The organism is Streptomyces violaceus, from assembly GCF_036014075.1.
GTDB lineage: Bacteria > Actinomycetota > Actinomycetes > Streptomycetales > Streptomycetaceae > Streptomyces > Streptomyces violaceus.
On record NZ_CP107911.1, the window covers coordinates 505264 to 528012 of the forward strand.

General features: G+C 71.3%; 22 protein-coding genes. 9 read left to right on the forward strand and 13 right to left on the reverse strand.

The annotated features are described in order from the left end of the window. Positions 1–87: 87 nt before the first annotated feature. On the forward strand, positions 88–2484 hold the full coding sequence (locus OG542_RS02310) for a SpoIIE family protein phosphatase (RefSeq protein WP_328407720.1): 2397 nt from the start codon (positions 88–90) through the stop codon (positions 2482–2484). A gap of 13 nt (positions 2485–2497) precedes the next feature. On the opposite strand, the gene OG542_RS02315 is transcribed toward OG542_RS02310, so the two are convergent. After that, entirely contained in the window at positions 2498–2977 is a 480-nt protein-coding gene (locus OG542_RS02315) for a flavin reductase family protein (RefSeq protein ID WP_328407722.1), read from the reverse strand. Between the two features lie 949 nt (positions 2978–3926). Further along, a complete protein-coding gene (locus OG542_RS02320; protein WP_328407724.1) occupies positions 3927–4619 on the reverse strand; it encodes a peptidoglycan-binding domain-containing protein in 693 nt (230 codons plus the stop codon). 159 nt (positions 4620–4778) lie between these two features. Here OG542_RS02320 and OG542_RS02325 point away from each other — a divergent pair, with 159 nt between their 5' ends. Both OG542_RS02325 and OG542_RS02330 read left to right on the forward strand, forming a co-directional pair. After that, entirely contained in the window at positions 4779–5489 is a 711-nt protein-coding gene (locus OG542_RS02325) for a TetR family transcriptional regulator (protein ID WP_408057710.1), read from the forward strand. A 153-nt stretch (positions 5490–5642) separates the two neighbouring features. Beyond that, the gene (locus OG542_RS02330; RefSeq protein ID WP_193482767.1) at positions 5643–6053 is read left to right on the forward strand and encodes a Zn-ribbon domain-containing OB-fold protein; all 411 of its coding nucleotides are present in this window, start codon (positions 5643–5645) and stop codon (positions 6051–6053) included. 31 nt (positions 6054–6084) lie between these two features. Here OG542_RS02330 and OG542_RS02335 read toward each other — a convergent pair whose 3' ends face one another. The 3 genes from OG542_RS02335 to OG542_RS02345 form a co-directional block, all read right to left on the reverse strand. After that, positions 6085–7446: a Gfo/Idh/MocA family oxidoreductase gene (locus tag OG542_RS02335; RefSeq protein WP_328407726.1), complete on the reverse strand. Its 1362-nt coding sequence runs from the start codon at positions 7444–7446 to the stop codon at positions 6085–6087. An 88-nt stretch (positions 7447–7534) separates the two neighbouring features. Then, complete coding sequence (locus OG542_RS02340; protein ID WP_328407728.1) at positions 7535–7921, reverse strand: PPOX class F420-dependent oxidoreductase; 387 nt, start codon at positions 7919–7921, stop codon at positions 7535–7537. A 45-nt stretch (positions 7922–7966) separates the two neighbouring features. After that, positions 7967–9145, reverse strand: a complete 1179-nt coding sequence (locus OG542_RS02345; RefSeq protein WP_328407730.1) for a MalY/PatB family protein — start codon at positions 9143–9145, stop codon at positions 7967–7969. Between the two features lie 24 nt (positions 9146–9169). On the opposite strand from OG542_RS02345, the gene OG542_RS02350 reads away from it, so the two are divergent. Both OG542_RS02350 and OG542_RS02355 read left to right on the forward strand, forming a co-directional pair. Continuing rightward, the gene (locus tag OG542_RS02350; RefSeq protein ID WP_328407732.1) at positions 9170–10183 is read left to right on the forward strand and encodes a hypothetical protein; all 1014 of its coding nucleotides are present in this window, start codon (positions 9170–9172) and stop codon (positions 10181–10183) included. A 117-nt stretch (positions 10184–10300) separates the two neighbouring features. Next, positions 10301–11635 carry a S1 family peptidase gene (locus tag OG542_RS02355; protein ID WP_328407734.1) on the forward strand — a complete coding sequence of 445 codons (1335 nt, stop codon included), beginning with the start codon at positions 10301–10303 and terminating at the stop codon, positions 11633–11635. Between the two features lie 38 nt (positions 11636–11673). Here the strand turns inward: OG542_RS02355 and OG542_RS02360 are convergent, their stop codons facing one another. The 3 genes from OG542_RS02360 to OG542_RS02370 all read right to left on the reverse strand — a co-directional run bounded on the left by OG542_RS02360 (position 11674) and on the right by OG542_RS02370 (position 13996). Further along, a complete protein-coding gene (locus tag OG542_RS02360) occupies positions 11674–12495 on the reverse strand; it encodes a DMT family transporter (RefSeq protein WP_328407736.1) in 822 nt (273 codons plus the stop codon). A gap of 45 nt (positions 12496–12540) precedes the next feature. Continuing rightward, complete coding sequence (locus tag OG542_RS02365) at positions 12541–12735, reverse strand: hypothetical protein (RefSeq protein ID WP_261681634.1); 195 nt, start codon at positions 12733–12735, stop codon at positions 12541–12543. A gap of 100 nt (positions 12736–12835) precedes the next feature. Continuing rightward, positions 12836–13996 carry an ROK family transcriptional regulator gene (locus tag OG542_RS02370; RefSeq protein WP_328407737.1) on the reverse strand — a complete coding sequence of 387 codons (1161 nt, stop codon included), beginning with the start codon at positions 13994–13996 and terminating at the stop codon, positions 12836–12838. 171 nt (positions 13997–14167) lie between these two features. On the opposite strand from OG542_RS02370, the gene OG542_RS02375 reads away from it, so the two are divergent. Genes OG542_RS02375 through OG542_RS02390 form a run of 4 tightly spaced genes read left to right on the forward strand, consistent with a single transcriptional unit; the run spans position 14168 to position 18644 of the window. Continuing rightward, on the forward strand, positions 14168–15133 hold the full coding sequence (locus tag OG542_RS02375) for a carbohydrate ABC transporter permease (protein WP_328407738.1): 966 nt from the start codon (positions 14168–14170) through the stop codon (positions 15131–15133). 19 nt (positions 15134–15152) lie between these two features. Next, on the forward strand, positions 15153–16076 hold the full coding sequence (locus OG542_RS02380; protein ID WP_328347294.1) for a carbohydrate ABC transporter permease: 924 nt from the start codon (positions 15153–15155) through the stop codon (positions 16074–16076). Between the two features lie 10 nt (positions 16077–16086). Further along, positions 16087–17430 (forward strand): ABC transporter substrate-binding protein, encoded by a 1344-nt coding sequence (locus tag OG542_RS02385; RefSeq protein WP_328407739.1) that lies wholly within the window; start codon positions 16087–16089, stop codon positions 17428–17430. 14 nt (positions 17431–17444) lie between these two features. Continuing rightward, a complete protein-coding gene (locus tag OG542_RS02390) occupies positions 17445–18644 on the forward strand; it encodes a Gfo/Idh/MocA family protein (RefSeq protein WP_328417727.1) in 1200 nt (399 codons plus the stop codon). A gap of 25 nt (positions 18645–18669) precedes the next feature. On the opposite strand, the gene OG542_RS02395 is transcribed toward OG542_RS02390, so the two are convergent. From OG542_RS02395 to OG542_RS02415, 5 genes are all read right to left on the reverse strand, one after another. Then, positions 18670–19365 carry a L,D-transpeptidase family protein gene (locus tag OG542_RS02395; RefSeq protein ID WP_311129358.1) on the reverse strand — a complete coding sequence of 232 codons (696 nt, stop codon included), beginning with the start codon at positions 19363–19365 and terminating at the stop codon, positions 18670–18672. A gap of 163 nt (positions 19366–19528) precedes the next feature. Further along, positions 19529–19837: an SDR family NAD(P)-dependent oxidoreductase gene (locus OG542_RS02400; protein ID WP_328407741.1), complete on the reverse strand. Its 309-nt coding sequence runs from the start codon at positions 19835–19837 to the stop codon at positions 19529–19531. Between the two features lie 170 nt (positions 19838–20007). After that, the gene (locus OG542_RS02405; protein WP_328407743.1) at positions 20008–20922 is read right to left on the reverse strand and encodes an SDR family oxidoreductase; all 915 of its coding nucleotides are present in this window, start codon (positions 20920–20922) and stop codon (positions 20008–20010) included. Positions 20923–21012: 90 nt separating this feature from the next. After that, positions 21013–21642 carry an MBL fold metallo-hydrolase gene (locus OG542_RS02410; RefSeq protein ID WP_328407745.1) on the reverse strand — a complete coding sequence of 210 codons (630 nt, stop codon included), beginning with the start codon at positions 21640–21642 and terminating at the stop codon, positions 21013–21015. After that, positions 21642–22730: an S-(hydroxymethyl)mycothiol dehydrogenase gene (locus OG542_RS02415; protein WP_328407747.1), complete on the reverse strand. Its 1089-nt coding sequence runs from the start codon at positions 22728–22730 to the stop codon at positions 21642–21644. Before OG542_RS02415 ends, OG542_RS02410 begins: the two co-directional genes overlap by 1 nt. Positions 22731–22749: the final 19 nt, after the last annotated feature.

Here is a 22749-nt window from a genome sequence, read left to right on the forward strand (position 1 = left end):
TGTGACGGGCAGGACGCCGCGGACCCTACGGCGGTCCGTGCGCACAAGACGGTCTTCGAACAGGCCCGGGTGTGCGATGCTCAACGCGTGACGAGCGAGCCTGTGACGCCGACGCAAGCCGGTGCCGCACCGGACCTGGTCGAACTGGCCAAGATCGTCGCCAGGCAGCGCGCCGAGCTGGACCGGCTGCGCGACCAGGCGGCGATGTCCGCTGTCGTTGAGCGGGCCACGGGCGCGGAGATGGCGCTGACCGGGTGTTCCGCGGACGCGGCCGGCGAACAGTTGCTCCAGCGGGCCAAGGCGGCCCGTCACACCCTGCTGGAGGAGTGCTGGATCACGCTCGGGAGTCTGGCGCCGGCCTCGCCCGGCCCGGGCGAGGCGGCCGGTCCCGTCGGCACCGGCACCGTGGGCCCCGGGTCCGGAGCCCCGGAGGAGACGGCCACGCCGGACGACGTCGCCGCCGCCCTGGCCCGCCTCGGCCAGACCCTCGTTCGGGTGACGACACCGCACGACCTCGCCCGGTGTCTGCTGGAGCACCTCGCGCCGGACCTGGCGGCGGACGCGATCATGCTCTACGCCCGCAGGCCCGACGGCGGCCTCGAACTGATCGGGCACGCCGGCATCGAGGACAAGCTGGCCGCCCAATGGAGCCAGGTGCCGCCGCTGACCGGGATCGCGGCGCTGGACGCGCTGCGGGCGGGCGAGCCGCGCTGGCTGGAGGACTTCGCCTCGGACTCCCGGCGGTACCTGCTGATCGGGGAGCCTCCCGAGCAGTGGCGGTCGTGTGCCTGGCTGCCCGTGACCGCGGCCGGCTCGGCCGAGGTCTGCATCGGCGTACTGCGCGGCCGAGCCGGGTCGTTCACCCCACGCGACCGCGCTCACCTGCACGGCGTCACCGGGCTGTGCGCCGGTCGGCTGCGCGCCTTCGACGCACCGCCGGAGCGGCCCGCCGACGCCGCCACGGACGTGGTGCAGACGCTGTTCGACGCGCTGCCGCTCGCGGCGATGCTGCTCACCCCGCTCAGCTCCGCGCCGGGTGAGACCGAGGACTTCCGGGTCGAGGCCGCGACCGTTCAGGCGGGCGACCTGCTGGGCCGTCCCGGTGAGGAGCTGGCCGGGCGGCGGCTGCTGGAGTTCCGGCCTGCCCTGGTAGGCGAGCCGCTGTGGCGGGGCTGCGTGCACACGCTGACCACCGGGGAGCCGTACGAGAGCGAGCCGTTCGCGCACGAGGAGGTCCTGGCGGGCATCGCCGAGCTGTCCACGTACTCGGCACGGGTGGCACGGCTGGGCGACGCGCTGGTCGTCAGCTGGGTCCGGCACGGCTCCTCCGACCGGCAGGAGCAGCGGCTGGCGGATCTCCAGCGGCTGGGCAACCTCGGCTGGGCGAACTGGAACCTGGCCACGCTGGAGGCCTCCTGGTCGACCCAGGTGTTCGCCATCTTCGGCCGCGACCCCGCGCACGGCCCGGTGGGTCTCGCCGGTCTTCCGGAGCTCGCGCTGCCCGAGGACGCGCCCGCGCTGACCCGCGCCGTCCGCGCACTCGTCCAGGACGGGCGGGCATTCGACCTGCCGTTCCGCATCAGGACGTCCGGCGTCATCCGGCACCTGCGCCTGGTGGCCGAGACCGTGGCCGACATGCACGGCACGCCCGTCGAAGTGCACGGTGTCGTGCAGGACTTGACCGACCGGCGGCGGGCGGAGCTGGCCCTGGTCGAGAGCGAGCAGGCGATCCTCACGCAGAACGACGTACTCCGGGCCGAGCGGACCCTGGCGTCCCGGCTTCAGCACGCGCTGCTGCCGATGGCCAACCGGCCGGTGCAGCTGGCGGGACTACGCGTCGAGGTCGCCTATCTGCCCGCCCAGTCGGGTGTGCACGTCGGCGGCGACTGGTTCAGCGCCGTGGAACTGCCCGACGACGGCGCGCTGCTGGTGGTCGGCGATGTCGCCGGGCACGGCGTCGGCGCCGTCGCCACGATGGCGCAGCTCCGCTTCACCGCGAAGGGCATGGTCATCACCGGCTCGTCGCTGACCGGCGCGCTCGCCCGGCTGAACACGCTGCTGCTGCACTCCCGCGACTCCCATGCGACGGCCACGATGGTGCTGGCCCGCTACAACCCCCGGCAGCGGCGCCTGGTCTGGGCCCAGGCCGGGCATCCCCCGCCCCTGCTGCTGCGGGACGGCGAGGCGCGGTATCTGCGCCGGCCCCGCGGCATGGTGCTCGGGGCGACCGCCACGCCGGTCTACGAAGAAGCGGAGTGCCGCCTCGAACCGGGCGACCGGGTCATCCTCTTCACCGACGGCCTGGTCGAGCACCCTCCGGAGAGTATCGACCGAGGTCTGGAGCGGCTCGCCGAGGCCGTGGCGGCTCCGCACACCGACGGGCCCGGGTCGTTGGGACCGTTGCTCGCGCGGATGCTGCCGGACGAGCGGCGGGACGACGTGTGCGTCGTGGACGTCCGGGTGCCGAGGGTGCCGGAGCGGTAGGGCATACGCGAGATCAGTCGACCGGGTGCCCGGGCGCGATGGTGTGGGCGTCGGACAGGCGCAGCAGGGGACCGTCGTGCGCCTCGTGTCCGCCCCATTCGACCGGGTCGAGAACGAAACCGATGTGGTCTCCGCCGCCGGTACGCGTCACGATCCGGCCGACGAACCAGGCCGGCACATCGTCCAGGACGACCGCCCCGCCGTACGCCTCCCGCGATCGCAGTCCCTGGAACTTGTCCGTCCGGTCGCCGGTCTGACCGCCGAACAGCTCGGCGAGGCCGCGCTGTTCACGGTCGAGCAGATGCACGGCCAGCACCTCGGCGTTCCGGGCCACCCGGAACGTGTGGTTGAGCTCGGACAGCCACACCACGAACCGCACGGGCCGGATCGAGCACTGCGAGGCGAACCCGACCAGACAGCCCGCCCGTTCACCCCCCGCGACGGCCGTGACCACGCACATGTCGGGATCCAGCCGACCGACGAACGCGTCCATGCCCACACCACTACTCCTCCACCACCGTGGCTGATGCCCCTCGGCATCACCTCACCATGCCGGGGGTGGGGGTGCCATCCCGGGACACGGCCCCGCCCGGGCACGGTGCCGCCCGGGCGGGGCCGATGCCAGCCGACGGCCGACGCGGTCGGATGATCGGCGCCTGCCTGGCCGATGGCGTCGCGAGGCCGGCGCCCTGCCGGCCGCGAGGCAGTCTGGCCGGCCGACGCTGCCGACCGGGTGGGCAGGCGCCATCAGGCGGGCGGGCCGCTCTGGGCCGAAACCGGCCGGCGAGCACCCCAACCAGCAGGCGGGCCGCCGGACGGCGGCACCATCCAGCACCTGCCCGGTCGACCGGCAAGCCACGGGGCGGACGACGCGGAAGACGCCATTCGGCGAGCAGCCTCGCCGGGCGGACCCTCTCAGGCGAGCAGCCTCGCCGGGCGGACCCTCTCAGGCGAGCGGTCTCGTCGGCGGGCCTTCGCACGGGCGGCACCCCCGGCCACGCGGGCCGACCGACCGGCGACCCGCCCAGGGACGACGCCACCGAGCGGCGAGCGCCACCCGACGAGCGGCCTGACCGACCAGCGGTACCGGTTGGCCGGTGCTCGGTCCGACCGCCGAGTGCCCCGACTGAGGCGAACGGCCGACCGGCCACCCAGGCCTCGCCGGCGGACCCTCTCACGGGCGACATCCCCGGCCACGCGGGCCGACCGACCGGCGACCCGCCCAGGGACGACGCCACCGAGCGGCGAGCGCCACCCGACGGACGGCCTGACCGACCAGCGGTACCGGCCGGCCGGTGCTCGGTCCGACCGCCGGGTGCCCCGACTGGGGCGAGTGGCCGACCGGCCACGAGGGAAAGACGCCGCGAGGTAGGCGATGTCATCGGGCACGCGACCCGACCGCCGGGGTGCTCGCGGCCCCCGGGCAGGCCCGGCGATGCCTGTCAGCTCGTGTTCGGTGCTGTGCGGGACTCCAGCGCCGTGCGGGTGTCGTTGCCATAGACGCCCGTTTCGTCGCCGCGGATGCCGTACCAGAGTTGGAAGCGGGCCACCGCCGCGGTCAGGGTGGGGTCGTAGCTGCCGCTGGTGGAGCCGTCGCGGTAGACGTCCGGGATGCGCAGGAGGCGTTCCTGGAGTTCGGTCACTTCGGGGCCGCTGGCTCCCTCGCGGAGGGTGCCGGGACCGTCGGGGTCGACCGGGGCCGCGGCGGGTGGGGTCGGTGTGGGGGTGGGGGCGGGGGCGGACGCGGTCGGGCGGGGCGCGGGGGCCGTGTTGTCCTCGGTCTTCTCGCCGCGGAGCAGCAGCGCACCACCGAACCCGATCACCGCCGCCGCGACGACCGCCACCGCGATGGCGGCGCGACGCAGTCCGGATCCGGGGCGTGCGGCATGGCTGTCACGGTGGGAGCGGGCGACCGGCGGGAGTTCCTGCGTCAGGGCCTCGGAGCCGGGCGGCTGTCCCGGCAGAGCGAAGGATTCGTAGCCGCCGGACTCAGGACCGCCGGATGCGGGGGAGGTCTGCTCCCGGTACTCCCGCATCAGTTCCGCCAGCGCATCGGTGCGGCGGGGCCGCAGGACGCGGATGGGTTCGAGGGCCGGGCCGTCGTGCGGCTGCCGGGGCTCGGACGGTGTCGACACGTTGCTCTCCTTCCGTCCGGGCTCGGAGGCGCCCGTCTTCGAGGATCTTTCCGCCGCTAGATACGCGGCTGTGGCGTCAGGAGTTCAGAGAGCACTCAGTTCCTCCCTGTGACAGCACTGAGTGCCATGAGCGGCCTTTCGGGTGCTACGTTCCAGCCCATGAGCTCCGAGAAAGCCGACCTCGGGAACGGAAAGCCGCCCATGCGGGACGCCCTGGTGGCGGCGGCGTTCCAGCTGTTCCTCGAGCGGGGGTACGAGCAGACCACCGTCGACGACATCGTGGCGCTCGCCGGCGTCGGACGGCGCTCGTTCTTCCGCTACTTCCCCTCCAAGGAGGACGTGGTCTTCCCGGACCACGAGCGATGCCTGGCCGACATGACGGCCTTCCTGGCGGAGGGCTCCGATGACGACGAGCCCGTGCGGCGGGTCTGCGACGCGGCCCGGCTCGTGCTGCGGATGTACGCCGAGAACCCGACGTTCTCCGTGCAGCGCTACCGCCTGACCAAGCAGGTCCCCGGGCTGCGCGCCTACGAACTCTCGGTGGTGTGGCGCTACGAACGTGCCCTGGCCGAGTACCTTCGGCGGCGTTTCGCGGTCCGCCGGGACGGGACCCTGCAGGCCGACGTGATCGCGGCGGCGGTGGTCGCGGCACACAACAACGCGCTGCGCTCCTGGCTGCGTTCGGACGGACAGGACGAGGCGAGCGCCACGGTGGACCACGCGCTGGCGTACGTGCAGTCCGCGTTCGGCGACGCGCCGGCGCCCCTTGCGGAATCGCAGCCGGAGGACGTGGTGGTGGTCGTCTCGCGGCGCGGAGCACCTCTGTGGCGGGTCGTGCAGGAGATCGAGTCGGCCCTGGGCCGGGCCTGAAGGTCCGCACATTTGAGGGTACGGAGTGCCTTTACGAGTGGCACTGAGTGCCATACGCTGTGCTGCGTGCACGGTGGCACGGCCAACCGGGCACGCGTGTGCGCGGGGGACCGCGCACCCGGGATTCCGGCCGAGTGCAGGGAGTTGACCAGCGTGTACCACCACTCAGGAAGCGTCGCTCAGACAGCCGGCTCCTCGACGGGTCTCCTCGACCCGAGGGGCCAGGACACGGATGCCATCCTCTTCCAGCGCTGCACCTGGTGCGGCACCGCCATGTTCCACCGCCTGCTGTGTCCGGTCTGCCGGGGCAGTGACCTGCGGACGGAGCGCAGCGAGGGCACGGGCACGGTGCGCCACTCCACGGTGGTGCACCGCAACACGCCCGCGGCGCGCAATGTGTCCATGATCGAGATGGCCGAGGGGTTCGTCGTGCGCGGCCGGGTGATGGGCCCCCCGATCGGCATCCACAGCGGGGACCGGGTACGGCTGTCCACGGCCAAGGACCCGGTACGGAGCGAGCCGGTCTTCCAACTGCTGGACGAGCCGTACCGGGCCTGGAGCTGACCGCCTTTCAGCCAACGACTGCTACGTCCCTTCAGTCTGCGATTCCGACGCCCCTTCGGCCTGCGAGCAACTCGTCCGTGCGCACCGGCCGTCCCGTCTCGAAACTTCGGTTGGCCGCCAGACCGACCGCCAGCGCCCGTGCCCCGTCGCGTTCGGTGGCCGTCGGATGGTCCGCCACCGCGGTGTCCGCGGAGCGGGTGGGGTCGATGGGGCCGAACAGCGCGTCGAGCATGCGCGGGTCGCCGCCGCCGTGGGCCTCGTGGGCGACCGCGAGCGGCACGTCCACCGGAGGCTGCCACAGCGGGCGCAGCGTGAGGCGGGCGCCGCCCGCGTGCTCGGCTGCCGTGTCCCCGTGCAGGGCTCCGGCGGCCGACGTGACCCGGGTGAGGGCCGGCTGCCACCGGCTCTCCTCGACCTCCAGCTCCAGCCGGCCCGCGCTGCCGTTGAACATCACCCGGTAGCCCTCCCACGGGGAGTAGGCGGTCAGGTGGTACGTCATCGTCGCGCCGCGCGAGTAGCGCACGAGGACGGACATGTCGTCCTCGATGCTGATCGGCCCGTCGAAGACGTTCCGGTCGCGCAGGTATCCGTCGTCCCGCTCGGCATCCAGGTAGAGGGCGCGCAGGGTGTCGTTGGCCGCGAGGTCCAGGGCGAAGGGGTCGTCGGCGGCCCGGTCGGCGCCGTGGGCACGGTCGTACTCCCGGCGCAGTCCGTGCCGCTCCCCCGCCGCACGGCCGTAGAAGCCGAGCCGCCCGTAGCCGAAGGCCTCCCGGGGTTCGTCGGCGAGCCACCAGTTCACCAGGTCGAAGTGGTGCGACGACTTGTGCACCATCAGGCCGCCGCTGTGGTGTTTCTCGCGGTGCCAGCGGCGGAAGTAGTCGGCGCCGTGGCGTACGTCGAGCAGCCACTCGAAGTGGACCGACAGCACCTCGCCGATCGCGCCCTCGGCGAGCAGGGCGCGGACCTTCTCGTGCACGGGATTGAAGCGGTAGTTGAAGGCGACGGTCAGGGAGTTGCCGGTCTCGCGGACGGTGTCGAGGATGCGGGCGCAGCGCTCGGCGTCGACGGTCATCGGTTTCTCGGTGACGACCCGGCAGCCCGCCTTCAGGGCCGGGACGATGTAGCGGTCGTGCTCGGCGTCGACGGTGGTGACGACGACCTCGTCAATGCCCTCCTTGGCCAGCAGGTCGGTGAAGCGCTCGGGCTCCCACGGGGCGGCGGCCGGTTGTCCGGCCTCGGTCAGCAGGCGGTTGTGAAAGGCCATCCGGGTCGGGCTGGGGTCGCACAGCGCGGCCACGACGTGGCCGGGGCGTTCGGCGAGGCCCCCGGTGAACAACTGGGCCCGGTGGCCGGTGCCGACGACGGCTGCGCGCAGGACGGGAGTTCGGCTCATGGCAGGTGGCCTTTCCCGGGGAGGGGCCGTCCACTCCCCCGGCGCCGAAAGCGCTTACTGAAACCGGGGCCGGCGAGTGAAGCCGGGGTCAGCGAGTGAGGGTGACGCGGATGCCCACGGTGCCGTCCAGGCCCCGGCGCAGCCGGCTGCCGAGCAGGGTGAGCCGGCCCGTGAGGCCGTACTTGCGGGCGATCAGCTGCCGGTAGCGGGCGGTGGTGGCCGGGTCGCAGATCTCCGCCGTCGCGGGGACCTGGTCGCCTGTAGGGTTGCCGCGCAGGTCACAGGGGCCGACCAGGACGTTGGCGCGGTTGCGGATCCGCTTCACCTTCCAGGAGTCGGCGGGCGTCCAGGCGCCGAGCGCGTCCCCGTCGCGTACCACCCAGACCGGGGTGGCGACCGGCGTACCGTTCCTGCGGTAGCTGGTGATCAGCAGGTACTTGCCCGCGCCCAGGTCGTCCAGCGCACTGTCGTCCATGACGGGCAGTGTACGAGCGCGACCCGCGCGGCGGGCGCCCCCGGGTCAGCGCAGCGCGGCGGCCATTCTCCGTACCGCTTCCGTGATCACCTCGGACGAGGCCGCCAGGTTGAGGCGGACGTGCCCGGCGCCGCCGGTGCCGAAGGGCAGGCCGGAGTTGAGGGCCACGCGGCCGCGGTGCAGGAAGACGTCCGCCGGGTCGTCGCCGAGGCCGAGCGCGCGGCAGTCGAGCCAGGCGAGGTAGGTGGCGTCACCCGGGCGGTAGCGGATCGCGGGCAGGTGCTCGGCCAGCAGGTCCGCGAGCAAGCGCCGGTTGGTCTCGAGGCCGCCCAGCAGGGCGTCCAGCCAGGCGCCGCCGTCGCGCAGGGCGGCGGTGTGGGCGATGATGCCGACGTGGCTCGGACCGTGCCCGACCTCCTCGGGCATGCGCGCCAGGTCGGCGGCGGCCGCGGGCCCGGCGATCGCGAGGGCGGCCTTGAGTCCGGCGAGGTTCCAGGCCTTCGAGGCCGACATCAGCGACAGGCCGCGCTCGGCGCCCGGCACGCTCAGGTACGGCACGAAGTCCGTGCCCCCGACCACGAGCGGCGCGTGGATCTCGTCGGCGACGACCCGCACGCCGTACCGATCGGCGAACGCGGCGACGGCGGACAGTTCCTCCGCCGTGTGGACGGCGCCGGTCGGGTTGTGGGGGCTGCACAGCAGATAGGCGGCCCGGCCCCCGGCCGCGACGACCTGCCGGAACGTCTCCTCCAGGACACCGAGGTCGATGCGCCCGTCCGCCCCGAGCGGGGCCTCCACCACGCGCCGGTCCATGTGCGCGACGAACTGGAAGAACGGCGGGTACACCGGCGGATTCACGACCACCGCGTCCCCGTGCCCGGTGACCAGCTCGATCATCTCGACGACGCCCAGCATGACGTCGGGCACGATCGCGGTGCGCTCCACGGCGAGCCCGTCCCAGTTCCACCGCTTCTCGGCGAAAGCGGCCAGCGCCTCCGCGTAGGCCGTGCCTGCGGGGTAGCCGGTGTCCCCCAGGTCGAGGGCGTCGGTGACGGCCCGCACGACGGGCTCGGCGAGCGGCACGTCCATCTCCGCCACCCACAGGGGCAGCACGTCCTCGGGGTAGGTGCGCCACTTCATGCTCGTGCGGCGGCGGAGGCGGTCGAGCGTGAGGGCTTCCAGGGGATTCGGTTCACCGGACGTCTCGTGCGGGATCCTGGTCATGGGCACACGATAGGGGGCTGTGCGGTGAGCGGGAATCTTGCGGACGGGGTGCGGGGAGGGCCGGCGGGCCCGTTCCTGGAGATCGCCTGCGACGAGTCGGGGTCGGACGGCGAGAACCTCACCGGCGGGAACACGGACGTGTTCGCGCACGCCAGTGTCTCGCTGTCCGAGGCGTCGGCCGCGGCGGCCGTGCGGGAGATCCGGGACCGCATCCGTTCGCCCGCGGAGGAGTACAAGGCGAACCACCTGCTGCGGGAGAAGCACCGCGCGGTGCTGGAGTGGCTGCTCGTGCCTCAGGGGCCGATGCACGGGCGGGCGCGGGTGCATCTCATGGAGAAGACGTTCTTCGTGGTGGACCGGGCGGTCGGCCTGCTGCTGGGCGACCCGGCCGCGGCCGTCGTCCTGTTCCGCGGGGGACGCCGGACCTTCGGGGAGGAGGGCTGGCGAGCGTTCCTGGAGGCGGCCAATCAGTTGCTGCGGGTCCGCAACAACGGAGAGCCGGGCGCCCCCGTCGAGGGGTTCTACGACACGGTCGACGCCCTGCGGCAGGCGCATCCGCGTACCGACGCGGGGAGGGTCCTGACCCGGCTCGCGGCGACCCGGTCCCGCGCGGTGTCCTATCGGGCGGACTTCCTGGACGGACCGCCCCTGATCCCGGTGCTCAACCCGCTGCTCCCGGCGATCGTGCGGACGGCCGCGCTCTGGAGCGGGGACGGGCACAAGGTCCGTCTGGTGCACGACCGGCAGAACATGCTGACGCCCGACCGCATCGCGTGGATCGAGGAGGCGGCCCGGCGGACGGGGGCCGGCCTGGCCGGGCTGCGGCTCGTCGTCGCGCGCGAGGACGCGCGGGTGCAGGTGGCGGACTTCCTGGCCGGGATCGCCCGCAAGATCGCCTCCGACGAGCTGAACGGACGCGGGGACCCCGCGCTCACCGCCCTGCTGCGGCCCTACGTCGATCCGGCCTCGGTGTGGGGTGACACCCGCAGCCTGGCCCTGCTCGCCGCCCCGGCCGCTCCGGTCACCGGCCGGCGGTGAAGAGATCCCGCGCGCACTGAACGCGGCACGGCTCCGCTCCGTATGGAGAACAGGGCGCTCAACTCAAGGAGGGCCCCGCGGTGTTCGCACCGCGATGTTCGGGTTCGGGAGCCATGCATGAGGCACGCACGACGACGGGTCGTCCGGCGAGTGACACAGCTGGCGGCCGTCGGCGGACTCCTCCTCGGAGGAACGATGGTCACCAGCGCTGTGGCGAGCGAGCCCCCCGACCCATCCGTGGGCGTCCCCTACTCGGCGAAGCCGGGCACGGGCATGGGCACCGACCTCGTGTCCCGGCTCGGGACCTCCCGCACGGCGGGCAGCTGGGTCGACTCGTCCGGGCGGCCGGTCGTCGCGGTCACCGACGAGGAGGCGGCCGCCGAGGTCAAGCGCGCCGGTGCGCAGGCGAAGATGGTGGCCCACAGCATGAGCGACCTCAAGTCCGCGACGTCGACGCTGCGTTCGGCGCCGCGGGTGTCCGGGACCTCCTGGTCCCTGGACTACCAGAGCAACCAGGTGGTGGTACGGGGCGACAGCACGGTCTCCTCCTCGGACTGGTCCCGGATGACCGAGGTCGCGGAGAGCATCGGCGGCTTCGTGCGCATGGAGCGCACCGAAGGCACGTTCACGACGCGGATCAACGGCGCGGAGCCGATCCTGTCGACTGCCGGGCGCTGTTCGGCGGGCTTCAACGTGACCGACGGGACGACCGACTACATCCTCACGGCAGGACACTGCGGACCCGACGGTTCCGTCTGGTTCTCCGACGACCGGGGCCGCGATCAGGTCGGCACATCGCTGAAGGGGAGCTTCCCCGGCGACGACTACTCCCTGGTGAAGTACGACAGCGGCAAGGCCGGCAAGGGCGCGGAGGTCGTGGCGGTCGGCGAGGACGAGGGCGTGCGGATCACGGGTGTGGCCGATGCCGAGGTCGGGGAGAAGATCTTCCGCAGCGGTAGCACCAGCGGGCTGCGTGAGGGTGAGGTGACCGCGCTGAACGCGACGGTCAACTACCCCGAGGGCACGGTCACCGGGCTGATCGAGACGAACGTGTGCGCCGAACCGGGCGACAGCGGTGGCCCGATGTTCGCCGACGGCATCGCGCTGGGCGTGACCTCGGGCGGCAGCGGGGACTGCGCGGCGGGGGGTACGACGTTCTTCCAGCCGGTGACGAAGGCGCTGACCGAGCTGGGAGTCAAGCTGATCGTGGCCAAGCAGGCCGGTGGTGCCGCGCCGGCGCCGTCCCAGGGCGCCGCCTCGCCGGGCTCGTCGGCGCCGGTGACGGGCGAGGACGTGTCGGGCCTGCTGACCCGCGTCACCGACCCGCGCAACGTCGGCCCCGGCCTGCTGGTCATCGCGGGCAGCCTCCTCGCCCTGGTGGCGACCCGCTGGATCCGCACGGAGCAGGACCGCAAGGCGTATCGGCAGTACTACTCGGCCACTTGGGGGTGACCCCCGCCCGCGGGAGGGGGCGTCGGCGAGTGTCCCTCTCAGCCCAGCGTGAGCAGCACTGTCGCAACTCCCGCTCCCAGCAGCCCCATCGCCTGGCTGCGACTGATCCGTTCGTGCAGGAGGGCCACGCCGAGGATGACGGGCAGGGCCGGGTAGAGGGAGGCGAGGACGACGGCGACGGCCAGCAACTGCCGCTGGGCAGCGAGCAGATACAGCACGAGGCCGAGGGCCGCCCCGGCCCCGATGAGGAGGGCCTGCGCGCAGCGGACAGGCGGCAGCTTCAGCCGGCGGGCATGGCGTGCGGCGTCCGGCAGGAGGACGAGGACTGCGGCGACACGGCCCGCGGCGACGGGCCACAGCCCGCTTCCCGGGCCGGCCTGTCCCAGGGCGAGGTACTGCACGGCCACGCCCGCGCTGGCGAGCAGTCCGTCCGCCGCCCCCTTTCCCGCACCGGCCGCGCCTCCGCTGACGAACCACAGCGCGGGTACCGTCACGGCGATGCCGAGCCAGGCCAGGGCGCCCGGGCGGTCACCGAGGACGAGCACCCCGCACAGCACCGACAGTGCGACGCCGGTGACGGCGCTCACGGGCACCACGACACTCATCGCGCCCGTGCTCAGCCCGCGGTTGAGGAACCGCATGGCGACGCCGCTGCCGACGCCGGACAGGGCGCCCCACAGCAGGTCGGTGGAGTCGACGGCGGCGGGCATGAGGAGCGCGGCGGCGCAGGCGAGCAGCAGCCCGCCCACCTGGCCGAAGAAGGTGACGGCGGTGTGGTGGATGTGCCGGGACAGCAAGCCGCCGGCGAAGTCGACGATGCCGTAGCAAATGGCCGAGGTAAGTGCGAGAAGGGCACCCATTCGATCAGGGGTGCCCCGGGACGAGGGTCCGATGCGTCAGCGGACCTATGGTGCACAGGCCGCCGGCACGGACTGCGGGGCCGCGGCGGCCCACTCCAGGACGAGCCGCCGGTACTCCTCACGCTGCTCGACGCTCAGTGTCCCGCCCGACCGGCGCCACAGGGCCCGGATCTCCTCGTTGACCTCGTCAGCCGATCGCTCGGATGAGGATTCAACAGTGGTGGACATGATGTGAAGCATACGGTCCCGGACGTGAAGGCGATGTGAGTAATCACGAGCCAAACGGGCATTCCGGACAGTGTTGCTGATCACGTCCATCTCCCGGTAAACGTGAGGCTGTTCACGCTTCGGCCGATCCCAGGACCAGCACCTTGATAGCCAACACTGCCGCGCCGCGCGCCCAGTCGTGAAAATCGGACACCTTCGTCTCGAGGTCGACCGGTGCGGCCAGGGGATGCCGGTTGTCGCGGATGGCCTCCTCGACCGTCTTGCCCGCCACATCCATCAGCCCGACCCCCTCCCCCGCGAGCAGGATCCTCTGCGGCATCACGAAGTTGGAGATCTGGGCGACGAGCGTGCCCAGCGCGCGTGCGGCCTCACCGATGACCCGGGCGGGCATCGGGTCCCCGGCGGCGGCCAGCGCGAGGATCTCCTCGTAGGTCCGGTCGCGGCCGGTGGCGGCCTGGACCTGGTAGCGGATGTTGGGGATGGTCAGCAGCGAGACGGCGCTGCCGCGCCGGCCGTCCGGGGTGAGCGGGCCGCTGGGGTCCACGATCCAGTGACGGCCGAAGCCGCGGTCCTCCTCGGCACAGGACACCCGCTTGCCGCCCAGGACGAGCCCGTAGCCGATGCCGGCGCCGATGGTGAGGACGGCGAAGCGGTCCAGGCCGCGTCCGGCGCCGAACCAGGTCTCGGCCTCGACCAGGGCGGCGACGTCGTTCTCGACGACCACGGGCAGTCCGGTGCGCTCCTCGACGAGGTCGGCGAGGGGGACATCCCGCCACAGCAGGAAGGGGGACTCGCCGACCACGGCACGGTCCTGGACGAAACCACCGACTCCGATGCCGATCCCGGCGAGCCGAGGGTGCTCGGCGGCCAGTTCGGCGGTCATCTCGCCGAGCATGTCGGCGACTTCGGCCGGGTCGTGAGTGGTGAGGGGACGGTCGTGGCGGGCGACGATGTGGCTGCGGAGCGTGGTGACGACACAGTAGACCGTGTCCTCGGTGATCTTGAAGCCGAGGAAGGACCCGGAGTCGGCGACGACGTCCAGCGGCTGTGAGGGGCGGCCCTGGCGGGCCTCCGTCGGCGCTCCCGCCTCGGCCACCTCGATCAGCAGGTTCGACTCGATCAGCGGCTTGGTCAGCCGGGTGAGACTGCCGGCCGACAGACCCAGCCTCCGGGCGAGCTCGGTGCGCGAGAGCGGGCCGTGAACGAGCACTTCGATCGCCACCGAGCGCTCCCCCGCGCTCAACGGCAGCCAGCCGGCGGTGCCTGCGGTCATGTACGTCCGACTCCCCTCGGCCTTTTTTTCGCACTGAAACCAACATGACCACTCTAAGGCGATGATGGTTCCTGGGAAAAGATGTTTGCGCACCCCTTGACGCAGCAATTGTTTCGCACCAAAAGTAAGTCCCGCCAGAGGACGAGCCGCCGTATGCGAGGGAGTCGCCCGATGACCATCGCCTCCAGCAGTCCTCCGTCGCGTCTGCCCGCGGGCGACGCCGCGGAGGCACGCAGCAAACCCAGGACACGCCGGACCGAGGTGGGGGACAACCGGGGAGACGGACGGCTGGCCGCGGTGTTCATCGCGCCGGCACTGCTCGGCTTCGTGGTCTTCCTGCTCTGGCCCACGCTCCGGGGCATCTATCTGAGCTTCACCCGCTTCAACCTCCTGACGCCGGCGGAGTGGGTGGGCCTGGACAACTACGTCCGCATGGTCAACGACCCCATCTTCTGGGACTCGCTGTGGGTCACCGTCGAGTACGTCGTCATCAACATCGGCGTGCAGACGGTCGCGGCGCTCGCCATGGCCGTCCTGCTGCAGCGGCTGACCCAGTCGGCGATGCTGCGCGGGATCGTGCTCACGCCGTACCTGATGTCGAACGTCGTGGCCGGCCTCGTCTGGCTCTGGCTCCTCGACACGCAGCTCGGCATCGGCAACGAGATCATCAGCGCTCTCGGCGCCGACCGCATCCCGTTCCTCGCCGACGAGACCTGGGCGATCCCGACGATCGCGCTCATCAACGTGTGGCGGCACGTCGGGTACACCGCACTGCTGCTGTTCGCCGGTCTCCAGGCGATCCCGAGCGACATGTACGAGGCGGCCAGGGTGGACGGCGCGAGCGAGTGGCGGATGTTCTGGCGGATCACCATGCCGCTGCTGCGGCCGGTGCTCGCGGTCGTGCTGATCATGACGGTGATCGGGTCGTTCCAGGTGTTCGACACCGTGGCCGTGACCACGGCGGGCGGCCCGGCGAACGCGACCAACGTGCTCCAGTACTACATCTACGGCTCCGCCTTCGGACGCTTCCAGTTCGGCTACGCCTCGGCCATGTCCGTCGCCCTGCTGGTCGTGCTGAGCGCGATCACCGTCCTCCAGTACCGGCTCACCCGGGCCGGCCGGACCGACCTCGGCTGACGGGAAGGGAGACACCGACATGGCTACCGTGACGACAACGACGCCCACAGCCCTGCGACCGGTCCGGCGCAAGTTCCCCTTCGGGCGGGCCGCCGCCTGGACCGTGATGGGTCTGATCATCCTCATCACCCTGCTGCCGTTCTACTGGATCCTGCGCACCGCGCTCTCCACCAACGCGGGCCTGAGCGCCGACCCGACCAATCCGCTGCCGGTGGACCTCACCACGAGCGGCTTCCAGCGCGCCCTGGGGATGCAGTCGGCCGAGGAGGCCGTCAAACAGGGCGGAGCCGGCGGCGGGCTCGACTTCTGGCGCTACCTGCTCAACTCGGTGCTGGTCTCGACCCTGATCACCGGCTGTCAGATCTTCTTCTCCGCGATGGCCGCGTACGCCTTCTCGCGGCTGCGCTGGCGGGGCCGGGACAAGGTGTTCGGGCTGTTCCTGGCCGGGATGATGGTGCCGGCCATCTTCACGCTGCTGCCGAACTTCGTGCTCATCAAGCAACTGCACCTGATCGACACGCTCCTCGGTATCGCGCTGCCCACCATGTTCATGACGCCGTTCGCGGTGTTCTTCCTGCGGCAGTTCTTCATGAACATCCCCCAGGAGGTCGAGGAGGCCGCGCTGCTCGACGGCGCCGGGAAGATCAAGATCTTCTTCCGGGTGGTGCTGCCCATGGCGTCCACGCCGATCATCACGCTGGGCGTGCTGACGTACATCACCTCCTGGAACGACTACTTCTGGCCGCTGATGGTCTCCTACAGCGACAGCTCGCGCGTGCTGACCGTGGCGCTGGCGGTCTTCCGGGCGCAGACCCCGGCGACCGGCGTCGACTGGTCCGGGCTCATGGCGGCGACGCTGATCGCCGCGCTGCCGATGCTCGTGCTGTTCGCCTGCTTCGCGCGCCGCATCGTCAGCTCCATCGGCTTCACCGGGATCAAGTAAGGGGACTGTGATGCGAATTCGTACGCTCGTCGCGGCGACCGGAGCGCTGGCGCTGTCCCTGGTCAGCGGATGCGCCCAGGGCGGCGCCGCCGGATCCTCGGCGAACACGGTCACGTACTGGCTGTGGGACGCCAACCAGCTGCCCGCCTACCAGGCCTGCGCGAAGGGGTTCGAGAAGGAGAACCCCGGACTCAAGGTGAAGATCACGCAGCTGGGCTGGAGCGACTACTGGACCAAGCTCACCGCCGGGTTCATCGCGGGCACCGCGCCGGACGTGTTCACCGACCACATCCAGAACTTCGGCCAGTTCGCCGATCTGAAGGTCCTCGAACCGCTCGACGACCTCGGTATCAAGAACTCCGACTACCAGCCGGGCCTCGCCGCCAACTGGATGGGCAAGGACGGCCATCGCTACGGCGCTCCCAAGGACTGGGACACGGTCGCACTGTTCTACAACGGGAAGATGGCCAAGGACGCCGGGCTCACCGCCGAACAGCTGGGCGACCTCTCCTGGAATCCGAAGGACGGCGGCACCTTCGAGAAGGCCATCGCACATCTCACGATCGACAAGAAGGGCAAGCGGGGCGACGAGCCGGGCTTCGACAAGAACAACGTCAAGGTGTACGGCCTGGCCACGGGCGGCGGCGGCTTCGGCGACGGCCAGACGCAGTGGAGCCCATTCACCGGCTCCGCCGGGTGGAACTACCTGGACAAGGCGCGCTGGGGCACGAAGTACCAGTACGACAGCAAGACCTTCCAGTCGGTCGTCAAGTGGTACTTCGGCCTGGCGAAGAAGGGCTACATGCCGCCGCTCTCGGACTACAACATCCAGTCCAACCAGCAGAACACACAGATCGCGGCGGGGAAGGCGGCCACCGCGTTCGACGGGGCCTGGATGATCTCCACCTACACGGGCTTCAAGGGCCGGGACATCAAGACCGCCCGGACGCCGGTCGGGCCGACCGGCAAGCGCGCCACCATGATGAACGGCCTCGCCGATTCCGTCACCAAGTCCTCCAAGAACAAGGCGGGAGCCAAGAAGTGGGTGGCGTATCTGGCCTCGGACCAGTGCCAGACCGTCGTCGGCAAGTACGGCGTCGTCTTCCCCGCCACCGCGGCCGGGACCGAGGCCGCCGTCGCCGCGTACCGGAAGAAGGGCATCGACGTCTCGTCGTTCACCGAACCCGTGGCCGACAAGAAGCACTCCCGGACCTTCTCGTACCCGATCGCCAGCTACTCGGCGGACATGACGGCGCTCATGCAGCCTGCGATGGAGGACATCTACGGCAACGGAAAGCCCGTGAGCAGCCTCGACCAGACCAACGAGCAGATCAATCTCATCCTCTCCCAGTGAAGGGCACGCGCTCCATGACCTTCTCCATCGGTATCGTCGGCGCCGGCCAGTTCTCTGGCCAGTTCGCCACCCTGTTCCAGGCCCACCCCGGCGTCAGCGACGTCTACGTGACCGACCTGCTGCCCGACAGGGCCGAACAGCTCGTCGCCGCGCAGGGCCTCGCCGGCGCCTTCCCGTCGTACCAGGCCATGCTGGAGTCGGAGGACGTCGACGCGGTCGCGATCTTCACCCAGCGCTGGACGCACGGCCCGCTGGTGCTCCAGGGCCTCAACGCCGGCAAGCACGTGTACTCCGCGGTCCCCATGGCGATCAGCACGGAGGAGATCGCGGCGATCATCGACACGGTCAAGGCCACCGGCCTGACGTACATGATGGGCGAGACCAGCGAGTACAACCCGGCGACCGTCCACGCCCGCAACCAGATCGCCGAGGGCGCCTTCGGGCGGCTCTTCTACGCCGAGGGCGACTACGTCCACGACATGGATCTGGGCTTCTACGAGGCCTACCAGTACAGCGGCGGCGAGAACTGGAAGGCCACCGCCAGCTATCCCCCGCTGCTGTACCCGACGCACGCGATCGGCGGGGTGCTGGGCGCCTGGCGGACACACGCCGTCAGCGTGTCGGCGATCGGCGTCGTCGACGACCGGGACGACGGCGTCTTCGACCAGGACATCAGCCAGTTCGGCAACGACTTCTCCAACGCCACCGCGCTGTTCGAGGTGGCGGGCGGCGGCTCGTTCCGTACGAACGAGTTCCGGCGGGTCGGCTACCCCTCGCACATACGGGAGTCACGCTTCCGCTTCTTCGGCACCGAGGCGAGCATGGAGCAGCTCGCGACGTTCGCTCTGTGGCAGGACAAGCAGGGGGTGAAGGACATCAGCGAACTGCTGGAGCCCAAGCCCACCATGGCTCCCGACGACCCGTCGCTGCAGCACATCGCGCCGGAGCTGCGGGCCGCGTTCACCTCCGGGTCGGCGCCCGTGCACGACCGTGCCCGGCTGCCGAGGGAGTTCGACAACCTCCACAACGGCCACGAGGGCAGCCACCACTTCCTGGTGGACGACTTCGTGACCGCCGTCAACTCGCGCACCCTGCCGTCGGTGAACGCGTGGGTGGCCGCCCGGTACACCTTGCCCGGCATCATCGCGCACGAGTCCGCGCGGCAGGGCGGGGTACGGCTGGAGATCCCGGACTTCGGGGACGCGCCGCAGTAGGGGGCGGTGCGGAGCCGGGTGCCTATCAGGTGCCCGGCTTGCGGCCGTACACGAAGACGTCGTCGTTCTTCTTCAGCAGCGACCAGTACTTCTTGGCGTCGGTCTTGGTCATGTTGACGCAGCCGTGCGAGCCCGGCGGGTTCCACATGCTGACGCCGACCGAGTGGAAGGCCTGGCCGCCGTCGAAGAACTGGGCGTAGGGCATCGGCACGTCGTAGATGGACGAGACGTGGTCGATGTTGCGCCAGTAGACCTTCTTCAGGCCGGTGCGGGTCTCGTACCCGTCGCGGCCGGTGCGGACCGGGACGGGACCGTAGACGAGCTTCTTGCCGTCCTGGATCCAGCTCAGCTGGAGGGTCAGGTTCACGCAGGCTATCCGGCCCTTGTTCACCGGGCACTTGCCGTCCTTGTTGGGGTTCGTCCCGACGGCCTTCTGCTTCTGCATCAGGTCCATCACGCCCCAGGTGACGGGCCCGGCGTAGCCGATGTTCGGGGAGATCCCGTGCTTGGTCTGGAAGGCGCGGATCGCCTTGCAGTCGGTGGCGGACTGCTTGCCGTCGACCGGACGGCCGAGGAACTTCTCCACCTGCTTCTGGTACGGGCCGGTCTGCGTGGTGCAACTCGCGGCCTGCGCCGGCGTAGCGCCGAGCGCGAGTGTGAGCGGTGCCACCAGGCCGGTGATCCCGAGTGCGACGGCTCCCCGTCTGCGTACGTCCCCCATGGCTGGTCAGCCCTTTCGCGGAGTTTGGTCTGCGGTGTTCTGCCAGCTAGACGGGCGAAGGGCGGCTTCGGTTGTGCGGGGAGTCGGCCTGCGACGAAACGGTGACATACCTCACCGCACAGCCGACCGGGCGGAAGGCGCTGCTGCGAGGGGCCGGCCCCCTCTATGGACGCAGGGCGTCGTGAAAACCCGTGTTGACGGCGGTGAGGCCGCCGCGAGGCCCCCTGTTCGCCGACCCGGCCCAGGGGGTAGAGCCGGCGCAGCGCTTCCAGGTCCTCGTCGCGGCGCCTGCGATCAGGCCCTCGTCCCGCAGCGCCCGCGCGGCCTGAGCCGGGTCCTGGTCGCCGACCAGGACCCGCGCTCCCTCCCGGGCGAAGCGCCGGGCGGTGCCAGCGCCGATGCCGCGTGCCTCACCGGTGAGGAGAACCCCGTACCGTTCCTGTGGGCTCAACCCTGGGGCGGCGACACGCATCCCGTGCGTGATCCGAGCCCGGGAGGCCGGTTCCCTTTGCGACCTGGCCACATGGGTATGGCCAGAGGCGACGGGGTGCCCTGAACCATCGCTCCGGTGGAGCAGGGGCCCCGCTCGCCGGCGCCGTACCCGGCTCCCAGACCGGCCGACCGTTCCGCCCCGGGGGTGGCTCAGCGATAGCCGCTCGTGTCGGCCGGCTTGCCCGCGTCCTGGACCTCGACCACGTAGCGCCAGGCGTCCGGACGGCTGCCGTCGAGGTCGGTGAAGCCGTACACCTGGGCGAGGCCGCCGCTGGAGAGGGACTGGCCGTTCCAGCGCGCCACGTCCGGGTCGGCGGCGAGCGCGGCCACGGCCCGGCCGACGTAGCGCGGGGTCTCCGAGATGGCGAAGTGGGGGACGCGCTCCAGGGCGTCGCGCCAGTTCTCCTCCTGTACACCGAAGCCGTCCAGCATGATCTCCGAGCGCATCCAGCCGGGCGTGAGGGCGACGGCCGTGGCACCGCGTGGACCGAGCTCGTGGCCGAGGGCGAAGGCCATGCGCAGGACGGACGTCTTGGCGAGGTCGTAGAAGAAGCTGTTGCGGTAGGTGTCGCGGTTGTAGTCGGCGGTGCCGTCGGTGATCTCGACGACCAGGCCGCCGGGGTTGCGCAGCAGCAGGGGCAGGGCGTGGTGGCTGGTGATCGCGTGTGTCTCGACGGCGAGCCGGAGCAGGTGCAGGCCGTTGTCGAGGTCGTGCTCCCAGACCGGGACGTCCCACCCGAAGAGTTTCTCGCCGCCCCAGATGTCGTTGACGAGGACGTCGAGGCGGCCCTGTTCGCCGTCGATCCGCTCCACGAGAGCGCGGACCTGCGCCGGGTCGAGGTGGTCGGCGGGTACGGCGATGCCCTGTCCGCCGGCCTCGGTGACCAGGTCGGCGGTGTCCTCGATGGTCTCGGGCCGGTCGTACTCCGAGCGGCGGGTGCGCGTGCTGCGTCCGGTGACGTAGACGGTGGCGCCTGCCGCGCCGAGTTCCACCGCCATGCCCCGTCCGGCGCCCCGGGTCGCACCGGCGACCAGTGCGACCTTGCCCTTCAGCGGAGCTGACATGTCCGACCTCCCGTTGCAGTGAATGCGTCGTGCTTCGAGGGTGACGGGTAAGCCGGACATCTTCTGTCTTCTTTTCCTGACGACATGCCGTCAGTGGCCGCGGGCGATCCACTCCTGCAGATGCGGGGCCTCCGCGCCGATGGTCGTGGGGTCTCCGTGACCGGTGAGGACCTTCGTCTCGGGCGGCAGCGCGAGCAGCCGGTCGCGGATCGAGTCGATGATCGTCGGGAAGTGCGAGAAGGAACGGCCGGTGGCGCCGGGGCCGCCCTGGAAGAGGGTGTCTCCGGTGAAGACGGTGGCCAGCCCGGGGTCGTACAGACACACCGCGCCGGGCGCGTGCCCGGGGGTGTGCAGGACCCGCAGGTCGGCGCCGCCGGCCTCGATCGTCTGGCCGTCGACCAGCCAGGCGTCGGGCTCCCGGCCCGGGTGGGTCTGCTTCCACAGCGGCAGGTCGTCATGGTGCAGCCAGATCGTGGCACCGGTCCGCTCGGCGAGGGCGGGGGCGGCGTCGATGTGGTCGTTGTGGGCGTGTGTGCACACGATGGCCGTGAGCCGGCGGTCTCCGACGGCCTCGGCGATGGCGTCGGCGTCGTGGGCGGCGTCGATGACGATCGCCTCGTGGTCGTCGCCGACGATCCACACGTTGTTGTCGACGTCCCAGGTGCCGCCGTCGAGGCTGAACTGGCCGGAGGTGACGAGGTGTTCGACGCGCGTGGTCATCAGAGCACCACCACCGAGCGCAGCACGTCACCGTGGTGCATCCGCTCGAACGCCTTCTCCACCTCGTCCAGCTGGATGGTCTCGGTGACGAACGCCCCGAGATCCAGGCGCCCTTGCAGATGCAGGTCGATCAGCATGGGGAAGTCGCGGGAGGGCAGACAGTCGCCGTACCAGCTCGACTTGAGCGATCCGCCGCGGCCGAACACGTCGAGCAGCGGCAGTTCGAGCTTCATCTCCGGGGTGGGCACGCCGACGAGGACGACCGTGCCGGCGAGGTCGCGGGCGTAGAAGGCCTGCTTGTACGTCTCCGGGCGGCCGACCGCCTCGATGACGACGTCGGCGCCGAATCCGCCGGTGAGCTCGCGGATCGCCTCGACCGGGTCGGTCTCGCGCGAGTTGACGGTGTGGGTGGCGCCCATCGACCGGGCGGTCTCGAGCTTGCGGTCGTCGATGTCCACGGCGATGATCCGCGCCGCTCCGGCCAGCTGCGACCCGGCGACGGCCGCGTCACCGACGCCGCCGCAGCCGATGACGGCGACCGTGTCGCCACGGCCGACAGTGCCGGTGTTGATCGCGGCGCCGATGCCCGCCATGACGCCGCAGCCGAGCAGCCCGGCCACCTGGGGGGCGACGTCCGGGGCGACCTTGGTGCACTGCCCGGCCGCGACCAGCGTCTTCTCGGCGAAGGCGCCGATGCCGAGAGCCGGGGAGAGCTCCTGGCCGGTCGAGGCGAGGGTCATCTTCTGCTCGGCGTTGTGGGTGTCGAAGCAGTACCAGGGCCGCCCGCGCAGACAGGCCCGGCACTTCCCGCACACCGCACGCCAGTTGAGGATCACGAAGTCGCCGGGCTCGACGTCGGTGACGCCGTCGCCGACCGCCTCGACGACGCCCGCGGCCTCGTGGCCGAGCAGGAAGGGAAAGTCGTCGCTGATGCCGCCCTGCTTGTAGTGCAGGTCGGTGTGGCACACCCCGCAGGCCTGGACGCGCACGACCGCCTCTCCGGGGCCGGGGTCGGGCACCACGATCGTCTCGATCCGCACCGGCTCGTCCTTGCCGGGTGCGATCACACCGCGTACTTCCTGCGCCATGGCGCTGACTCCTTCGTCG

Excerpts from the sequence above, each read along its gene's own strand:
- OG542_RS02355 (WP_328407734.1), top strand. The coding sequence starts at position 10,301 with ATGAGGCACGCACGACGACGGGTCGTCCGGCGAGTGACACAGCTGGCG.
- OG542_RS02390 (WP_328417727.1), top strand. The coding sequence starts at position 17,445 with ATGACCTTCTCCATCGGTATCGTCGGCGCCGGCCAGTTCTCTGGCCAG.
- OG542_RS02335 (WP_328407726.1), bottom strand. The coding sequence starts at position 7,446 with ATGAGCCGAACTCCCGTCCTGCGCGCAGCCGTCGTCGGCACCGGCCAC.
- OG542_RS02370 (WP_328407737.1), bottom strand. The coding sequence starts at position 13,996 with ATGACCGCAGGCACCGCCGGCTGGCTGCCGTTGAGCGCGGGGGAGCGC.
- OG542_RS02415 (WP_328407747.1), bottom strand. The coding sequence starts at position 22,730 with ATGGCGCAGGAAGTACGCGGTGTGATCGCACCCGGCAAGGACGAGCCG.
- OG542_RS02405 (WP_328407743.1), bottom strand. The coding sequence starts at position 20,922 with ATGTCAGCTCCGCTGAAGGGCAAGGTCGCACTGGTCGCCGGTGCGACC.
- OG542_RS02325 (WP_408057710.1), top strand. The coding sequence starts at position 4,779 with ATGAGCTCCGAGAAAGCCGACCTCGGGAACGGAAAGCCGCCCATGCGG.
- OG542_RS02365 (WP_261681634.1), bottom strand. The coding sequence starts at position 12,735 with ATGCTTCACATCATGTCCACCACTGTTGAATCCTCATCCGAGCGATCG.
- OG542_RS02410 (WP_328407745.1), bottom strand. The coding sequence starts at position 21,642 with ATGACCACGCGCGTCGAACACCTCGTCACCTCCGGCCAGTTCAGCCTC.
- OG542_RS02360 (WP_328407736.1), bottom strand. The coding sequence starts at position 12,495 with ATGGGTGCCCTTCTCGCACTTACCTCGGCCATTTGCTACGGCATCGTC.
- OG542_RS02380 (WP_328347294.1), top strand. The coding sequence starts at position 15,153 with ATGGCTACCGTGACGACAACGACGCCCACAGCCCTGCGACCGGTCCGG.
- OG542_RS02315 (WP_328407722.1), bottom strand. The coding sequence starts at position 2,977 with ATGGACGCGTTCGTCGGTCGGCTGGATCCCGACATGTGCGTGGTCACG.
- OG542_RS02375 (WP_328407738.1), top strand. The coding sequence starts at position 14,168 with ATGACCATCGCCTCCAGCAGTCCTCCGTCGCGTCTGCCCGCGGGCGAC.
- OG542_RS02400 (WP_328407741.1), bottom strand. The coding sequence starts at position 19,837 with ATGCGTGTCGCCGCCCCAGGGTTGAGCCCACAGGAACGGTACGGGGTT.
- OG542_RS02385 (WP_328407739.1), top strand. The coding sequence starts at position 16,087 with ATGCGAATTCGTACGCTCGTCGCGGCGACCGGAGCGCTGGCGCTGTCC.
- OG542_RS02395 (WP_311129358.1), bottom strand. The coding sequence starts at position 19,365 with ATGGGGGACGTACGCAGACGGGGAGCCGTCGCACTCGGGATCACCGGC.
- OG542_RS02345 (WP_328407730.1), bottom strand. The coding sequence starts at position 9,145 with ATGACCAGGATCCCGCACGAGACGTCCGGTGAACCGAATCCCCTGGAA.
- OG542_RS02340 (WP_328407728.1), bottom strand. The coding sequence starts at position 7,921 with ATGGACGACAGTGCGCTGGACGACCTGGGCGCGGGCAAGTACCTGCTG.